This window comes from Ligilactobacillus aviarius (assembly GCF_001654615.1).
Lineage (GTDB): Bacteria > Bacillota > Bacilli > Lactobacillales > Lactobacillaceae > Ligilactobacillus > Ligilactobacillus aviarius_B.
Window position 1 is genome coordinate 30357 of the sequence record NZ_LWUD01000002.1, and the last position, 17669, is coordinate 48025.

The window sequence follows — 17669 nt, forward strand, 5'->3', positions numbered from 1 at the left end:
CATTAAAGGTTAGTTTAAGTATATCAAGATTGGAGATTACATGACAAAAAAAGTGGGGCATGGTAAGATAGTAATTGAAATATTTGTTCGGAGTGGAGTTTGTCAACCTTAGGCAAACTCTTTTTTTATAGGCAATCGATGCGAGTCGAGAAAGGAATTTGATCGTGGAATTTTTAGGAACATTATGTTTGGTATTGATCACAACTTCATTGGCAGGTCACTTTAGCCGGCGAATTGGAATTCCGGCTGTCATTGGGCAGTTGCTGGTTGGAATTTTGATTGGTCCGGCCGTTTTAGGATGGGTACATAACAACGCGTTTATGCATACTTTTTCTGAGATTGGCGTCATCATTTTGATGTTTATCGCAGGGCTTGAAAGTGACCTTGGAATGCTGAAAAAGTATTTTAAACCGGCACTGGCGGTTGCTTTCAGCGGTGTTGTTTTTCCCGTGGTGCTGATTTACTTTTTCGGAAAGTTATTTCACTTTTCGTTTGAACAGGCGATTTTTCTGGGAGTAACCTTTTCGGCAACTTCGGTCAGTATCTCAGTTGAAGTCTTGAAGGAATTGAAACGGCTAAAATCCAAGGAAGGAACGACGATTCTTGGAGCGGCCGTGATCGATGATATTATTTCGGTGATCATTTTAAGCGTGCTGGTAAGCATGTTTAGCAACGTTGCCAAAGCACAGGGTGGCCATCACTCAAGCAACCTTTGGATGAGTTTCTTATTGGATGCCCTTTATTTTGTCGTGATTTTCTTCCTGTTTGAATGGATCGCACCGAAGATGATGCGGCTGGGTGAGCACTTAAAAGTTGCTTCATCAGTGACGTTAATGTCGATCGTCTTGTGCTTAGGGATGGCATGGCTTGCTGAACAGGTAGGCTTAAGCGATGTTGTTGGGGCGTTTTTTGCAGGGGTTGCGATTGCCCAAACCCCATATAAGCAGGAAGTTGATTCCAACATCGAACCGATCGGCTATGCGGTCTTTATTCCGATGTTCTTTGTTAGCATTGGCTTGAATATGACGTTCAAGGGCTTTTTTGACGACTTGATTTTTATCGTTTCGTTAACGATTTTAGCATTGATCACCAAGTGGCTTGGCTGCGGCCTGGGAGCAAAGGTTTTAGGAATGAATTACGATTCAATGAATATTATTGGATCAGGAATGGTTTCGCGGGGTGAAATGGCGTTGATCATCGCTCAGATCGGGTATGAAGCTCATTTATTGAGCTCAGAGTATTACTCGGGAGTAATTTTCGTAATCATCCTGACGACCTTTGCAGCACCATTTATGCTTAAAGCAGCGATCAAGCGGCAAATGCGCAATGAAAAGGAAAAATGAATATTGAATGAATAACCCTTGAATTTACTGAAGATTCAATGCATTTAGTAGGTTCAAGGGCTTTTTCATTGTATAATGACCAACAGAGATACTATAGAAATCAGGTAAGTGAAATGAAGTTATCAGAGAAAGGATACAAGTTGATCGTTAAACTGTATCAGCTCCCATTTATTTTAGTAATGCGGCGAACGATGCTGATGCTTTTTCCGTTTGCGGTTTTAGGCAGTATTGCATCGGTGTTCAACGTTTCAATCTTGTCGCGGACAGGGTTTATCGGCAACATCTTTTATATTACCCAATGGTTGCCGCACGTTGCGCGGATTCGGTCAATGTTTGCAGCCTTCAGTATGATGACGGTCAAAATTTTGGCGGTTCTGGCTGCATACCAGGCCGGGGCCCATACGGCGCGGCTATATCATAAAAATACTGAAATGACCGGGATGACGGGCATGCTGGCATTCTTGATCATTGCGTTGCGCCCAGTTCAGCGGCAATACGGACCGAAGACATTCCTGCAATTCAACGTTAACAATAACTTGATGGGAATTCAGGGGATCTTGATTGGAATCCTGATTGGTTTTATCACGGGACAGATTTTCCGAATCTTTAACCGGAAACCAATTTCGATTCGCTCAGATTCGTTTTCACGGGCTTACCGGACGATTATTCCGGTCATGATCACCCTTGGAGCAGCGATCATTATTAACCAGTTGATCATTCAAATTTACAAATACCAAATTCCAGCGGGAATCTCCAACTACTACCAAGCATTGTCATCGAAAAAGCATGGCTTAGTGATGACTTTGATTTTAGGGGCGTGGTCAAGTTTCTTGGCATGGCTGGGATTAAGCGGCCCGTACAACCAAGCAAGTTTTAATGATGATCCGGCCGCAGTTGCGGACCTAACGTATGCCTTGAAACATCATAGTCCGTGGAACGTTCCGTATAAGTATACGCAAACAACGCTGTATCACAGCTTTGGAACGTTTGGCGGAGTTGGTTCAACGTTAGCGCTTGTGGTCGCCATCATCATTGTTGCCCGGACGAGCCGGTACCACCAGGTTGCACGGTGGGCAGTGTTCCCAACGTTATTTAATGCTAACCAACCGATTTTGTTAGGAATCCCGGTCTTATTTAATCCGATTTTCTTGATCCCGTTTGTGGCAACCCCGGTAGTTAACATGCTGATTGCGGCGTTTGCGATTCATTTCCAAATTATGCCGCCAGTAACTTATCCGTCACCGCTTGATACTCCAGGAGTTCTGTCGGCGTTTATTGGAACGGGCGGAAACTTCATGGCGCTTCTAGTCGGAATATTGATTATGACGCTTGATGTATTGATCTACATTCCATTCGTTAAGTTGTCAGAACAAGTCCGCAATGAAATGCAAATCAAGGAACGGCAACGGTTAAGAATGCGGTAATAAGGAAGTGAAGAAGATGGATGCACATAAGAAACGCAGTGGGATTTTCTTACTAGTTGCGGGGATCATCATGTTGGCGATGGCGATTCCGTCGTATTTTTGGACCCGGAATAACATTGATGAGCTTGCCCATTGGCAAAACTCGAAGCTTTCACCGGTGATCATGATTCCTGGAAGTTCGGCAACGGTCAACCGGTTTGATGATATGGTCAAGCTGTTGAATCAAACTGATCACCAGAATCACAGTTTATTAAAGGTCAAAGTATTCAATGATGGAAAAATCAAATATTATGGCAAGATTCGGTCTGGTGATAATGAACCGATCATTGTGGTCGGCTTTCAAAATAATCATGACGGGTACAGTAATATTTTGAAACAAGCCAAGATGTTCAATGAAGCGTTCAAAGCGTTGCAGAAAAAATACTATTTCAACAACTATAAGGCGATTGGACATTCAAACGGTGGTTTGGTTTACACCGCCTTTTTGGAAAAATACTATAAAAACTATGATGTTCGAATGACAAGTTTAATGACGATCGGTTCGCCATTTAACTTTGATGAAACAAATCTTAAATATAAAACGCAGATGCTGTCTGACTTTATTAAGGCACGGAAAAATATTCCCAAGAATTTGACGGTTTATTCCGTTGCGGGAACCGAAAACTACGACTCGGACGGGTTAGTTCCGTTGAATAGTGTGGAAGCGGAAAAATATGTTTATCAAGGCCAAGTCAAACATTATACTGAAATTACGGTAACGGGTGTGAACGCTGAGCACTCTGATTTGCCGCAAAATCAGCAGATTGTTGACCTGATTCAGAAATATATCTTGACTTCTGATTATCCAGCTCCGGGTGCCGGAACGGGTCATCAACAGGTAAAGCAATAAAATTAAGTGCCACTTCGGTTTATCGAATGATTTGCTTTTGGTAAAATAAAAGTAAATGATTTTCGAGAAAGGAGCGGCACTTTTTTGCATACTTTGGGAATTATAATTGGAGTTATTTGGATCATTAACTTACTGGCTGCAATTATTACGGTTTTCCATGAAAAACGCGATATTTCAACGACGTGGGCATGGTTACTGGTGCTGGTGTTTATTCCGATTTTTGGATTTTTGCTGTATCTGTTTGTGGGACGTAAGATTTCGCACGATAAGATCTTTACGATCCAAAAAGAACAGGAAAAGGTTATTAACTCGCTGACGCGCCGCCAAAAAGAAATGTGGCAAAAGCGGGACCTGGACAAGAACAGTACCCAGCAGGAACGTGAATTGGAGCATTTGTTCCTTGAAGCGGAAGGGGCGTTTTTAACAACGAATAATCAAACCAAGTTGTTTGATGACGGAAAAGCTTTCTTTGATTCACTGTTGCAAGATATTCAAAATGCCAAGCACAGCATTCACATCGAATTTTACACGTTTTATGCGGACAAAATCGGCCACAAGGTTTTGCACGCCTTGGAGGATGCGGCTGAACGCGGGGTCGAGGTTCGGGTTCTGTATGATATGTGGGGTTCGATTGGAACCAACTACAAGTTTTTCAAACGGCTAGAACAGCTGGGCGGTGAAGCACAAGGGTTCATTTCAAGTTCTGAAAAACAGCTGATTACAACACCGCGGTTAAACTATCACGACCACCGCAAGCTGGTGATTATTGATGGTAAAACAGGGTATATTGGCGGCTTTAATATTGGCGATCAGTACCTTGGTCGGCTTGAAAAGTACGGCTACTGGCGCGACACCCACATGCGCGTTTATGGAATGGTAACGATTCAAATGCAGGCCCGGTTCATGATGGACTGGAATACAACTTGCCGGCGGACAACGAAGAGCCGGTTTGAGTTTGAGAAGAAGTACTTCCCGGTATTTGAAGGCAACGGCAAAACCAAGATGCAGATCGTTTCATCTGGTCCGGATAGCGAACGGCATTCGATTCGGCGCGGGTACCAAAAGATCATTTCAACTGCGCAACGCTACTTGTATATTCAAACTCCTTATTTGATTCCAGATGATTCAGTTTTGGAATCATTGGTGATTGCGGCACTTTCAGGAGTCGATGTTCGAATCATGATTCCAAGCAAGCCGGACCACCCATTTGTTTACCGGGCAACCGAATATTATGCGAAGTACTTGGTAAATAATGGGGTCAAGGTTTACCGCTATGATAATGGTTTCCTGCATGCGAAGACGATGATTACCGATGATACGATTGCTTCGGTTGGATCAGCCAACCTTGATTTTCGGAGTTTTGAATTGAACTTTGAATGTAATGCGTTTTGCTATGACGCGGATTTGACGCGGCAGTTGAAGGCAATTTATGAAAAAGATTTGGAACACTGTACAGAATTAACTCCGGAGTACTTTGAAAAGCAATCCCGGTGGCGGAAATTCAAGCAGTACTTCTCACGGCTGTTATCGCCGATCTTATAAATTAAAAAATGGAATCGGATTTTTCCGATTCCATTTTTGATTATTCACGATTTCTGAATTTTGGTCGTTTCAAAAGTAAATTTAAGCCAACAGCACAGACACTGGCAATTACGATTCCGTTTCCGAGGAAAAGCTGAAGCGATTGCGGCAATGCTTGGAAAATGGTGGGATAAACTGATACCCCTAATCCAGCACCAACCGAAATGGCAACGATCAACGTGTTGCGTTCGTCGGTAAAGTCGACTTTCAAAAGCATGCGAATTCCTTGAACACTGATCATTGAGAACATGACGAGCATTGCGCCCCCTAAAACCGGGGTTGGAATGATGGTTGCTAATGCCCCGATTTTCGGAAGCAGCCCCATCAGCATCAACAGGCATGCTGCCCAGTAAATCGGCCGTTTAGTCCGAATTCCGGAAAGTTCAAGCAAACCGACATTTTGAGAAAAGGTCGTATACGGGAAAGTGTTAAAGATTCCGCCCAGGATCACGGCTAATCCTTCCGCCCGGTATCCTTTTTTCAAGTCTTCCTTTTGAATGTCGCGGTCAAGCAGATTTCCTAAAGCAAAGAAAACCCCGGTCGATTCAACCATTGAAACTAAAGCGATGATGATCATCGTTAATGATGGTGAAAGGGCAAACCGCGGCATGCCGAAGTAAAATGGTTGGGGAACGTGGAACCATGCGGCTTGGGTAACGGGCTTCAGGGAAACCATTCCCATGAATGAGGCAACGATCGTTCCGCCAATCAAGCCGATTAAAACGGCAATCGAACGGATAAATCCTTTGCCCCAAAATTGAATTGCGAGGATGATCAAAATGGTAATGCCGCCAACTGCGATATTTGGCAGTGATCCGAAAGATTTGCTGGCGACGGTTCCGCCACCGAGATTTTGAACGGCAATTGGAATCAGGGTCAATCCAATCACGGTGATCAAACTGCCCGTTACGACTGGCGGGAAAAGTTTGCGAATCTTAGCGAATTGCCCGGCAATCAGGAAAACGAAAATTCCGACAACGATGATCGAGCCGTACATTGTTCCAATCGAGTATTCATGACCAATCATTTTAAGCGGTTCAACGGCTTGAATGGCACAGCCTAAAATGACGGGCAAGCCGATTCCAAAATACCGGTTGCGGGCAAGTTGGAGGAAGGTGGCCAGGCCACACATGAAAATATCGATTGAAACCAAATAGGTCATTTGAGTGCTGGAGAAGTGCAACGCGGTTCCAATCAATAACGGAACGGCAACCGCCCCGGAATACATTGCCAGTAAATGTTGGATTCCTAAAATAAATGCTTTACGGTGGTTAACTTCAGATGATGACTGGTTCATGATTAATCCTCCATAAAGGTGACGTGCTGGTCAGCAAGTGATTTGATTCGAACGAGGGATTCAAGCCGGTAGCCTGAATTGCGCAGCTGCTGGCCGCTTTTTTGAAAGGCCTTTTCAATCACGATGCCAATTCCATCAAGGGTGCACTTCGCTTGGTCACATACTTGAATTAAGCCGTTGACTGCTTCACCATTTGCCAAAAAATCGTCAATGATCAGAACATGGTCAGTTGGGCGAATGAATTTGCGGTCAACTAAAATGTGATTGGTAACCTTTTTGGTGTATGAAAAAACGTCAGCGTGGTAGCTGTTGTTATCTTGAATTGCACTTTTGGATTTGCGGGCAAAGACAACTGGAACGTTGAAAGCTAACCCGGTCATCAGGGCCGGAGCGATTCCGGAGGCTTCGATCGTTAAAATTTTAGTGATTGGTTGGTCATCAAAAAGACGTTTGAATTGCTCACCGATGCGTTGCATTAATTGCGGATCGATTTGGTGGTTCAGAAATGAATTGACTTTCAAAATGTCGCCATCAAGGACTTCGCCGTCTTGGATGATTCGTTGTTTAAGTTCTTCCATATAAAAAAATCCCTTCATTTTTGCTTGAAAATGCTGATGGTTAAGCAAATGCAAAATGAACGGCTTCCAAAGAACTCCGAACACTCAAAGCTTATAGTCCGATGTTTTACGGTATCGGGTAGAAACTTGCTAACCATATCATAGCGATTATATAAGCAAAAAGTTAATTTAAATGTTAACTTTATTATGAACGATTATTTTGAATTGTCAAATAATGGTGAACAATTTAATGAACAAAAACTGATTTTGTTCTTGAAAATCACGGGAAGTTTCTATAAAATAATCAATGGTCATTTTAAGAATTTTAAAGGGGAAAGCGAAAATGGAAACCTTTGATTATGAAGATGTGCAATTAATTCCAAACAAATGTATTTTAAAAAGCCGGAAAGAGGCGGATACCCGAATTAAATTCGGTCCCCGGACGTTCAAGTTACCGGTCGTTCCGGCAAACATGGCAAGCGTGATCGATGAAGATCTTGCTTTATGGTTGGCTCAAAACGGGTACTTTTATGTGATGCATCGGTTTGAACCGCAAACGCGGGCGGCGTTCGTGCAACGGATGCACCAGCAAGACCAATACGCATCGATCTCAATTGGAATCAAAGATCGTGAATATCAATTAGTTGATCAATTAAAGGAAATGCATGAAGTTCCAGAGTATATCACGATCGATGTTGCGCATGGGCATTCCGATTATGTAATGAAAATGATCGATTATATCAAGAAGCAATTACCGGAAAGTTTTGTGATCGTGGGTAACATTGCGACGCCGCAGGCAGTGATCGACTTGGAAAGTGCCGGTGCTGATGCCACGAAGGTTGGAATCGGGCCGGGAAAGGCTTGCATTACCAAATTGAAAACTGGATTTGGAACGGGTGGTTGGCAATTAGCCGCGATCCAAGCATGCAGTGCGGTTGCTCATTGTCCAATCGTTGCGGATGGCGGCGTGCGGTACAATGGCGACATTGCGAAGTCGATTCGGTTTGGCGCTTCGATGGTGATGATCGGATCAATGTTTGCCGGTCATTTGGAATCGCCGGGTGAAATCGTAACGATCGACGGTCAAAAGTATAAAAAATATTGGGGTTCAGCCTCAGCCGTTCAAAAAAATGATGTGCATAACATTGAAGGTAAACAGTTATTGGTTCCGTATCGCGGCAAGATCAGTGACACGTTGCAAGCCATGCAGGAAGATCTGCAGTCGTCAATTTCATATGCTGGCGGCCGAAAGTTAACGGATCTTCGGAAAGTTGATTATGTGATCGTTAAAAATTCAATTATAAATGGCGATCAATTAGGAGAATAAATAAGGAAGGTTGCGGGCGCAACCTTCTTCTTTATTTATCGGGTTCCAAAACAAACGAGCTGTGTGGTGACGCGAAGCTAATGCGCAAACCTCCGAATCTATGCTGGTGCGATTCGTTCGCTTTGTTGCTTCCACCACGCTCGTTTTGGACGTTTTGTCACACCTTTTTATTGAATACTTACAAATGAATTGAATTTCATATATTCATAATGCAGCCGCATGCTTGAAAACTCAAACGGCGTTCCGTTATCAAGGAAGAAGATGCCTTCCATGACGCCGACTGGTTGGGTTGGATCAAGCTTCAGCAGTTCTTGATCTTGCTGGGTTGACGGTTCGGCAAAAACCGACATGAATGATTTTGAAACGGATTGTTTTAATTCACGGTGAACATAGTCGAAAATCGATTTTTCGAGAATGCTGCTGCTCAATTTCGGAAGCAGCTTGATCGGAATAAAGCCGGTTTCAATCATAAATGGCTGATCGTCAAAGAACCGCAACCGCTTGATCTGGTATACAAAGTCTTCGCTTTCAAGGAAGAGGTCGCGTTGGAGTTCAGCAGCGGGACGCACAACGTCGAAACTTAAAACTTTGACGCTGGGCTTTTCACCGTTTAATTGGAAGTTGTCTGAAATTCCAAGGTTTTTACCGGAGCCGTAATTAAAAACAGATTCATTTTTTAAATAAAGCGGATTGATGAATGTTCCGGACCCGCGTTTCTTGAAGATGATGCCGTCACTGGCCATCCGGCTGAGCGCCCGTTTGATCGAGCTGCGGCTTACATCGTATTTTTCAGCAAGGCTGCGTTCATCAGGCAATTTCATGTCTGGAAATTCATTATTAAAGATTTTCTTTTTTAAATCGGTGATAATTTGCTGGTAAATCAATTCAGCCATGGTTAAACTCCTCTTGTATAGTGCTATTACCAGTTAAGCACATGGCCGCAAAGATGACAAGTGAAATCTATAAAGGCAAATTAATGCATGAAAAATGTAAAAAGTGTATAATCCTTTTTAGGAAAATTTATTTCAATGAAGAAATAAGTTTTTAATTACATAAGAATGTTAGAGATCAACTCTAATAGGAGGATATTATGGCATCAGTATTAGTTGTAGGTGGAGCCGGATACATCGGTTCACATATGGTCGACCGTTTAATTGAAAATGGCGAAGATACAGTTGTCGTTGATAACTTATGCACAGGACACCGTGCAGCTGTTAGCGACAAAGCAAAATTCTATGAAGGCGATATTGCAGACAAAGACTTTATGCGGAAGGTATTCAAGGAAAACCCTGATATCGATACGGTAATTCACTTTGCTGCATACTCATTGGTTGGCGAATCAATGCACAAACCTTTGAAGTATTTTGATAACAACATTACAGGCTTGATCAAGCTTCTTGAAGTTATGAAAGAAGTTGGTGTAAAGAACTTAGTCTTCTCATCATCAGCTGCAACATATGGTATTCCAGATCACATGCCAATCAAGGAAACAGACCCACAAAACCCAATCAACCCTTACGGTGAAAGTAAATTAATGATGGAAAAGATCATGAAGTGGGCTGACGAAGCATACGGCATCAAGTGGGTCGCATTACGTTACTTCAACGTTGCGGGTGCAAAGCCAGATGGCTCAATTGGTGAAGACCACGGTCCAGAAACCCACTTAGTTCCAATTATTTTACAAGTTGCTCAAGGCAAGCGCGACAAGCTTCAAATCTACGGTGACGACTACAATACTCCAGATGGAACAAACATCCGGGATTATGTTCACCCATACGATTTGGCCGACGCTCACATCTTAGCAATGAACTACTTGCGTGATGGCAATCCATCAGATGCATTCAACTTGGGTTCATCAACTGGATTCTCAAACTTAGAAATGTTGAAGGCTGCACGTGAAGTTACAGGAAAAGAAATTCCTGCAGAAATTGCCGGCCGGCGTGGCGGAGACCCAGACTCATTGGTTGCTGCTTCAGACAAGGCCCGCAAGATCTTAGGCTGGGAACCAAAATATGATGATGTTCACAGTTTGATTGAAACTGCATGGGCATGGCACTCAAAGCATCCAAATGGCTTTGATGATAAAGACTAATTAGAAGTGATTTTAGACGTGAAATGGTTTGAATTCCATTTCACGTTTTTTAATTTAAAATAATGAATGATAACGCTTTACTCTAATTAGAGATATGAGATAATGAAAGCGTAGAACGATACTACTTAATTACAGGAGATCAAAAAAATGGACATTTTACAACATACATTTGGACGTTATCAGAATGAAAAGGTTACGGAAATTACGTTAGTTAATGACAATGGGGTTGAAGTGTCATGTCTGACGATGGGCGCAATTTGGCATCGCTTTGCGGTTCCGGAAGACGATGGGACGAAGAAGAATCTTTTGCTGAGTTTTGACGGAATTGACGGCTATTATTCAAATAATCAAAATATTTGCAAGTCGATCGGTCGGGTCGCTGGCCGAATCAAGGGCGCTTCATATGATTTGAACGGTAAGCATTATCAATTACCGGCAAATGAAAATGGCAATACATTGCACGGCGGTCCAAACGGTTTTTCAACGTTGAACTGGAATTATTCAACTTCAATTTCGAAAAATGGGATCAGCGTTATTTTTCAACGGAAGATCGATGAAGAAATGGACGGCTTTCCAGGCAATATCTTGGCAACGATCATTTATACGTTGAACAACAATAACCGGGTAACGATCGCATACAGTGCAATGAACGGCAAGGAAGATACGCTCTTCAATCCAACATGCCACGCATACTTCAACTTAAGCGATCGGCGCGATTTAACAACGCATGAAATGCAGATCAACAGTACCGGAATTTTGGATGTCAATGATCAAATGATTCCAACCGGCGAAGTTGTTCCTGTTGCAAATACACCATATGACTTTCGCGATTTCAGCAACGTTGCTTTAGCAGTCGGCAAGGTCCATGGCCTTGATACGGCATATGTTGTAAACGGTCCTGGTCAAGGAACGAAACCAGTTGCAGTTTTACGTGACCGGGAAAGCGGCCGCCAGATCACGGTCAACTCCGACCGGAATGGGTTAGTGGTTTATACTCCGGAAGAAATTGCGGACCAAAACATGTCATTCAGCCGCGATCATGGCGAACCAGCTAACAAGAACGAAGGAATCGCGCTTGAATGTCAAATGTTGCCGGATGCAATTCACCAAGATAATTTTGGCGATATTGTTTTGCCGCGGTATAGCAAGCAAACATACCGGTTCTCATTTACCTATGACCGGATCAAAAATGAAGATTAATGGAGTAAATTAAAATGCAGAATTTCTTATTTGACTTTGACGGAACGATTGCGGACTCTGGTGACGCGGCTGCCCTTGCGACCCAGGCATGCTTTAAGGACTTTGATCTTAAAGTTCCCTCAGCCGAAACGGTACGGTATTACATGGGAGTTCCGATCGAAACCTTTATTCCGGAATTAGTTGAAAAACAGGGCAAGCATTATTCAGCTGAGCAATTCGAAGCAATGTATGATAGCTTCCGCCGGCACTATGGCGAGATCGAACAGGAAACAACGACCTTGTTCCCGCAGATGAAGGACACACTGACTGCACTGAAGAATGCCGGCAAGAAGCTCTTCATCGTTTCAAGCAAGGCTTCGGCCTCGCTCAAACGAAATTTGAAGGCGCTTGGAATTGCGGATTTGTTCGATGATCTGATCGGGTCTGATCAGGTTGATCATTATAAGCCGGCTCCGGATGGGGTTTTGATGGTGATTGAAAAGTATCATCTGGATAAGAATGAATCGGTGATGATCGGCGATGCCAAGTATGACCTTCAAATGGGCAAGGCCGCCGGCGTGAAAACATGCGGCTGCTTGTGGGATACGTTTGACGCGCAGTTATTAAAAGCCGAAAATCCGGACTTTCTTTTAGAAAAGCCCGCTGAACTATTGAATATTTAAGTGAAAGGTGTAATGAGCCAGGGATAAAGCGTGGTTTCATTACACCTTTAATGTATAATTAAATTATTGTGAACTAACAGATGGAAAGGGAAAAGAATTAATGAGTTTATGGCAACGCTTTTTGAATAATACGCGGTTACGGCGGTTTGTGATTCTGCTGTTTTTGATTGGAATTTTATTTGCATTCCACAAGATGATCAGTATTATTCTGTTGACGTTTATTTTTTCATTTTTGATCATCCGGTTGATCAACTGGATTCAAAAGCGGGTCAAGATTCCGTCACCGGTGATCGTGGTCGGGGTGTATCTGTTGCTGATCCTGTTATTTGTGGCGGCAGTCACGACCTATGTTCCAAAGTTGATCGTTCAGTCGGAAAACATGATTCATTCAATTTTGCATTTTTACAAGCATTTACCGGAAGGGGCCGGTGAAATCGCAACGTACGTTTCAGCCTACATCAAGCACAGCGACTTTAGCCAGCAGCTGAAAGGCGGAATGACGGTTATTTTTGGCTATATCAGCAAGGCCGGCTCAATGGGCTTTACGTTCGTGATGTCATTGCTATTGAGTTTCTTCTTTACGGTCGAAAAGGATACGACGTTTAAATTCTCACGCAGTTTCTTGGAAGGACCGTACTCATGGATTTTCAAAGACATTTATCACTTTGCGAAGATCTTTACCAACACATTTGGGGTCGTGTTAGAAGCGCAATTTTTAATTGCGATCGTGAACACGATTCTGACGTGCATTGGGCTGGCAATCATTGGCGTTCCGCAAATTGCCAGTTTAGCTGTGATGATTTTTGTGTTAAGCTTGATACCAGTTGCGGGGGTCATCGTTTCGACGATCCCAATGTCGTTTGTTGCGTATACGGATGGCGGATTCCGCGATGTCGTTTACGTCCTGATCATGTTGTTGGTCATTCATGCGATCGAAGCCTACATTTTGAATCCGAAGTTCATGTCAAGCCGCACCGAACTGCCGATTTTTTACACCTTTGTTGTGTTATTTGTTTCAGAACGGCTTTTCGGAACATGGGGCTTGATCGTCGGAATTCCGATTTTCACTTTCTTATTGAATGTGTTGGAGATCGAACCGCATCCGGGCCGGCATCAGAAATTGCATCGGAAAGTGCAACAGCGGCGCAAGAAAGGTGAGAGCAATGAATAAGGAAGATTTTGTAAAACAATATGCGGTTGAACGCCAAAATACGAATTCGGTAAAGTGGGACGGCATGCAAGCCAAGTTCGGTGAAAATGACCTGTTGCCAATGTGGGTTGCCGATATGGAATTTAAGACGCCGGAAGCAGTCCGGGAAGCGTTGCGTGCCCGGATCGATGAAGGCGCATTTGGCTATTCGTTTACGCCGGATTCATACTATGATGCTTACTTTACATGGCAAAAGGAACGGTACGGAATTGAATTGCACAAGGAATGGGTGCGGTTTAATCCCAACGTGGTGCAATCATTAAGCAACCTGGTTCAGTTATTAACGAAGTCCGAGGATGCCGTGATGGTTTTGCAACCCGTTTATTTTCCGTTTATGGATGTGGTCGAAAAGAATGATCGCAAGTTAGTTGTTTCAAATTTGATCGATAATCACGGCCATTACGAACTTGATCTGGATGATATGCGGCAAAAAATGATCGATAATCAAGTCCGGCTGATGATTTTCTGCAATCCGCATAATCCGGTCGGACGCGTATGGTCAGTCCAAGAGCTTGAAGATGTCCTGGAACTTTGCCGTCAGGAACAAGTATTAGTGATCTCAGATGAAATTCACCATGATTTAATAATCGATGGCAGTCAATTTACATCAATGTTGAACATTAAGGACGGTTTTTACCGCGATAACTTGGTTGTTGTTGATTCACCGTCGAAGACCTTTAACTTGGCATCATTGTGGAACAGCCATGTAATTATTCCTAATCCGCAAATTATGATGCGCTATGACGCATATCAGGAACGGATGAAGAATCCAGGCGGCAGTTTGTTAGGGCAGGTTGCGGGTGAAGCCGCATATCGGCATGGCACCGAATGGCTCGAAGGATTGCTTGAAACGATTGCGGATAACTATCATTATGTGCGTGATGAGTTGAAGAAGGAGCTTCCAGAAGCCGTGATTTCGCCGCTTGAAGGAACGTATCTTGCGTGGATCGATCTTTCACAGCTTGTTGCCAATGAAGACCTGCAAACCGTCATTCAGGATAAAGCAAAGTTGGCCGTTGATTTTGGCGACTGGTTCGGTGAAGCGGGTAAGGGACACATCCGCTTTAACTTAGCGACGACGCCGGCCAATGTCCACCAGGCAACGAAGCAGTTAATTCAAGCCGTTCGGGCATATCAGGAATAATTTGTTAAAGAGACTATTAATTTTTAATGATTCAGTGTAAAATATTCAGTGTAATATCTTAATTCAAGAAAGAGGTTACGAATATGTCAAAATTAGTATTCATCCGTCACGGACAAAGTGAATGGAACTTAAAGAACCTTTTCACTGGTTGGACAGACGTTAACTTAAGTGAAAATGGGGTTGCAGAAGCTAAGGAAGCTGGTCGCAAACTTAAAGATGCCGGCATCCAATTAGACCAAGCATACACATCAGTTTTAAAGCGTGCCATCATGACATTGCACTACGCTTTGGAAGAATCAGACCAATTATGGATTCCAGAAGTTAAGTCATGGCGCTTAAACGAACGTCACTATGGTGACTTGCAAGGCCAAAACAAGGCAGAAGCTGCTGAAAAATTTGGTGAAGAACAAGTTCACATCTGGCGTCGTTCATATGACGTTTTACCTCCAATGTTAAGTGAAGATGATCCTCGCTCAGCTGCTCAAGATCGTCGTTACGCAAACTTGGATCCAAACGTTATCCCTGGCGGTGAAAACTTGAAAGTTACACTTGAACGTGTAATGCCATTCTGGGAAGACCACATTGCTCCAGACTTGTTAGCTGGCAAGAACGTAATCGTTGCTGCTCACGGTAACTCATTACGTGCTTTGACAAAATATCTTGAAGGTATTTCAGATGATGACATCATCAACTTGGAAATCCCAACAGGTCAACCAATCGTTTACGATTTAGACGAAAACTTGAAAGTTGTTGACAAGAAGCAACTTTAATTTGAAGTTGATTGAAATGAAAAGATGCGCTGCGGCGTATCTTTTTTATTTACCTTAATTAAGGCGGAGGAAGAAATGATCGATATTCGGAAACTTTATCAAACAATGGTTGCCCATTGCGGGGAACAGAACTGGCCGGCCGAATCCAAGCCAGAAATCGTTCTCGGGGCGATTCTCGTTCAAAATACAAGCTGGGAAAGTGCGCAAAAGTCACTTGATCAGTTAAAGGAAGCCACGGCATTTGATCCGCAGCGCATTTTACATCTCGATGAACAAGCGTTGCAAACACTGATTCGCCCCAGCGGCTTTTACCGGAATAAATCTAAAGCGATTCGGGCAGTCTTTGCATGGCTGGATGATTTTAATTTTGACTATGCGGCAATTCGGCAGCACTTTGGCGCGAATTTACGGCGCGAACTTTTAAAGCTGCGCGGCGTTGGGAACGAAACGGCGGATGTTTTGCTGATCTATGTATTCGATGTTCCGGCATTTGTAGCTGATAACTACGCGCAAAAACTGTTTGCGCATTTAGGGGTTCCAAGCAAAAACTATCAAGACCTTGCCCGGCAAATCACGCTCCCAGCTGATTTTACATTTCACGAAGCCCAGGTCTTTCATGGCCTGATCGATGAATTCGGGAAGAAATATTTTCGCGGCCAGGATACATTTGATGAAAGCTTTTTATCCGCCTTCAATTAAGGAATTTGATGATAAGCGTGCTAGAATGAAGGTATCAAAGTGAGAGGAAAATGAAGGATGATTAATTCAGAACGAAAATTTGACTGGTTCAGTTTGGTAATCGGAATTTTATGGGTGATTTTAGGCGCAGCCGCCATTAATTCGCCCAGCACCGCCATCAGCGTGATTGCCGTCTTTGTCGGAATTGGGGCCCTGGCAAAGGGAATTTACACGTTATGGCTTCGGCGGGCGATTCAAATGCTGACGGGCAGCAACAGCAAGATGACGTTGCTGATCATTTCATCCGTGGTTGATATTATTTTAGGAATCATTTTCCTGTTCCGAATTCATTTTGGATTTGGGATTATTGCTTACCTGTTTGCATTTTGGTTTATCTTCGATTCGATCTTGCAACTGGTGATCGACCACTTCTTTAAGGCAATGAACCGGTCGTACTTTGATATTTTGATCGTGTTAAACATCATTACGTTGATTTTAGGCGTAGTGTTGCTGTTTAACCCGATGTTATCGATTTATACCTTGATCGGTGTAGTTGCATTCTATTTGTTCTTGATTGGAATTACAAAGATTATTCAGGCGTTTTAAGGAAAGAAGCTGTGGCTTTTCAGTCACAGCTTCTTTTACTTTAATGCTTTATCAGGAATCACCCAAATCACAACTGCCAACAAACTGATGGCAATCGTTGAAATGGGAACCACGTAACCGCAGCAGATCGCTAAAATGTTGATTAACAAGTTAAGGTGGAGTTTAAAATGATAAACCTTAAAGCGCGGCAGGGTATTTAAATGCGGATTAAAGTGAATCAGCGTCCGCATTAGAAGGTAGTACGATAAGTCAATGCACAGCATAATGGCAGCGTAAAACATTTCCGGGTCGCGCTGGTTGATATTGCGTGCAAGCCAAGATGAAGCAAATGGCAGGAAAGTGATAAAAAGCAGGAAGATGCTATTGGCCCATGAAACTTGCGGCGTGATTTTGAGATGCTTAAGGCCGGAAAATAATCTGCCATGGTTGACCCAGTACATTGAAATCAATAAAAAACTGTAAATGTATGTCAAAAAATGATCATTGGCCCGCAGGATGTCACTGAAAAAATGACCTGTCGGGGCGTGAATATCAAGAACCATCAGGGTGATTACGATGGCAATCACCGCGTTGGTATAATCTTCAAGCCGTTCAACTTTATTCATCATTCCACCTCCGATTTGCTTTTAATTATAGTTCCATTTGATGGTTATCAGGGTAGAAAAGCCCGTCAAGGATCATGACTAAATTAAAAAATGATGAGAATTAAAAACTTAAACATTTTTTTGAAAGCAACATTTAATCTAAAAATGTTGATGCAAAATTCTGGATTAAAGAAAATAAATGACTAGGTATGATTATATTTCAGTTTGTGATAACAATATATTTGTATTTTTCTTTTTGTAGATTGAATAATGTTTGTATTTAGTCCTATATTATCAAATTAATA

17 protein-coding genes and 1 riboswitch are annotated in these 17669 nt (G+C 42.9%); of the genes, 13 read left to right on the forward strand and 4 right to left on the reverse strand.

Annotation, left to right across the window (positions count from 1 at the left end):
* Positions 1-164: 164 nt before the first annotated feature.
* The 4 genes from A3O17_RS00305 to cls all read left to right on the forward strand — a co-directional run bounded on the left by A3O17_RS00305 (position 165) and on the right by cls (position 5198).
* Positions 165-1343 carry a cation:proton antiporter gene (locus tag A3O17_RS00305; RefSeq protein ID WP_064212515.1) on the forward strand — a complete coding sequence of 393 codons (1179 nt, stop codon included), beginning with the start codon at positions 165-167 and terminating at the stop codon, positions 1341-1343.
* Between the two features lie 113 nt (positions 1344-1456).
* A complete protein-coding gene (locus tag A3O17_RS00310) occupies positions 1457-2767 on the forward strand; it encodes a PTS transporter subunit EIIC (protein ID WP_064212514.1) in 1311 nt (436 codons plus the stop codon).
* Positions 2768-2783: 16 nt separating this feature from the next.
* Positions 2784-3656 carry an alpha/beta hydrolase gene (locus tag A3O17_RS00315; protein ID WP_057826985.1) on the forward strand — a complete coding sequence of 291 codons (873 nt, stop codon included), beginning with the start codon at positions 2784-2786 and terminating at the stop codon, positions 3654-3656.
* Positions 3657-3740: 84 nt separating this feature from the next.
* Entirely contained in the window at positions 3741-5198 is a 1458-nt protein-coding gene (gene cls / locus A3O17_RS00320; RefSeq protein ID WP_064212513.1) for a cardiolipin synthase, read from the forward strand.
* A 40-nt stretch (positions 5199-5238) separates the two neighbouring features.
* On the opposite strand, the gene A3O17_RS00325 is transcribed toward cls, so the two are convergent.
* Both A3O17_RS00325 and A3O17_RS00330 read right to left on the reverse strand, forming a co-directional pair.
* Entirely contained in the window at positions 5239-6534 is a 1296-nt protein-coding gene (locus A3O17_RS00325; protein ID WP_064212512.1) for a nucleobase:cation symporter-2 family protein, read from the reverse strand.
* Positions 6535-6536: 2 nt separating this feature from the next.
* Complete coding sequence (locus tag A3O17_RS00330) at positions 6537-7112, reverse strand: xanthine phosphoribosyltransferase (RefSeq protein WP_064212529.1); 576 nt, start codon at positions 7110-7112, stop codon at positions 6537-6539.
* 74 nt (positions 7113-7186) lie between these two features.
* Positions 7187-7287, reverse strand: a riboswitch (purine riboswitch).
* Positions 7288-7434: 147 nt separating this feature from the next.
* Here A3O17_RS00330 and A3O17_RS00335 point away from each other — a divergent pair.
* A complete protein-coding gene (locus A3O17_RS00335; RefSeq protein ID WP_064212511.1) occupies positions 7435-8418 on the forward strand; it encodes a GMP reductase in 984 nt (327 codons plus the stop codon).
* Between the two features lie 167 nt (positions 8419-8585).
* Here A3O17_RS00335 and A3O17_RS00340 read toward each other — a convergent pair whose 3' ends face one another.
* Positions 8586-9311, reverse strand: coding sequence for a GntR family transcriptional regulator (locus A3O17_RS00340; RefSeq protein ID WP_064212510.1), 726 nt, complete (start codon positions 9309-9311; stop codon positions 8586-8588).
* Between the two features lie 197 nt (positions 9312-9508).
* On the opposite strand from A3O17_RS00340, the gene galE reads away from it, so the two are divergent.
* From galE to A3O17_RS00380, 8 genes are all read left to right on the forward strand, one after another.
* On the forward strand, positions 9509-10510 hold the full coding sequence (gene galE / locus A3O17_RS00345) for a UDP-glucose 4-epimerase GalE (RefSeq protein WP_064212509.1): 1002 nt from the start codon (positions 9509-9511) through the stop codon (positions 10508-10510).
* Positions 10511-10657: 147 nt separating this feature from the next.
* Positions 10658-11710 (forward strand): aldose epimerase family protein, encoded by a 1053-nt coding sequence (locus A3O17_RS00350; protein WP_064212508.1) that lies wholly within the window; start codon positions 10658-10660, stop codon positions 11708-11710.
* A gap of 14 nt (positions 11711-11724) precedes the next feature.
* Positions 11725-12372: an HAD family hydrolase gene (locus tag A3O17_RS00355; RefSeq protein ID WP_064212507.1), complete on the forward strand. Its 648-nt coding sequence runs from the start codon at positions 11725-11727 to the stop codon at positions 12370-12372.
* A gap of 100 nt (positions 12373-12472) precedes the next feature.
* Positions 12473-13543, forward strand: a complete 1071-nt coding sequence (locus tag A3O17_RS00360; protein WP_064212506.1) for an AI-2E family transporter — start codon at positions 12473-12475, stop codon at positions 13541-13543.
* Positions 13536-14726, forward strand: a complete 1191-nt coding sequence (locus tag A3O17_RS00365; RefSeq protein ID WP_064212505.1) for a MalY/PatB family protein — start codon at positions 13536-13538, stop codon at positions 14724-14726. Before A3O17_RS00360 ends, A3O17_RS00365 begins: the two co-directional genes overlap by 8 nt.
* Positions 14727-14809: 83 nt before the next feature.
* A complete protein-coding gene (locus tag A3O17_RS00370; RefSeq protein ID WP_057826975.1) occupies positions 14810-15496 on the forward strand; it encodes a 2,3-diphosphoglycerate-dependent phosphoglycerate mutase in 687 nt (228 codons plus the stop codon).
* Between the two features lie 75 nt (positions 15497-15571).
* Entirely contained in the window at positions 15572-16195 is a 624-nt protein-coding gene (locus A3O17_RS00375) for an endonuclease III domain-containing protein (protein WP_155728897.1), read from the forward strand.
* A gap of 57 nt (positions 16196-16252) precedes the next feature.
* Complete coding sequence (locus A3O17_RS00380) at positions 16253-16780, forward strand: HdeD family acid-resistance protein (RefSeq protein WP_064212504.1); 528 nt, start codon at positions 16253-16255, stop codon at positions 16778-16780.
* Between the two features lie 35 nt (positions 16781-16815).
* On the opposite strand, the gene A3O17_RS00385 is transcribed toward A3O17_RS00380, so the two are convergent.
* The gene (locus A3O17_RS00385; protein ID WP_064212503.1) at positions 16816-17385 is read right to left on the reverse strand and encodes a TMEM175 family protein; all 570 of its coding nucleotides are present in this window, start codon (positions 17383-17385) and stop codon (positions 16816-16818) included.
* Positions 17386-17669 lie beyond the last annotated feature (284 nt).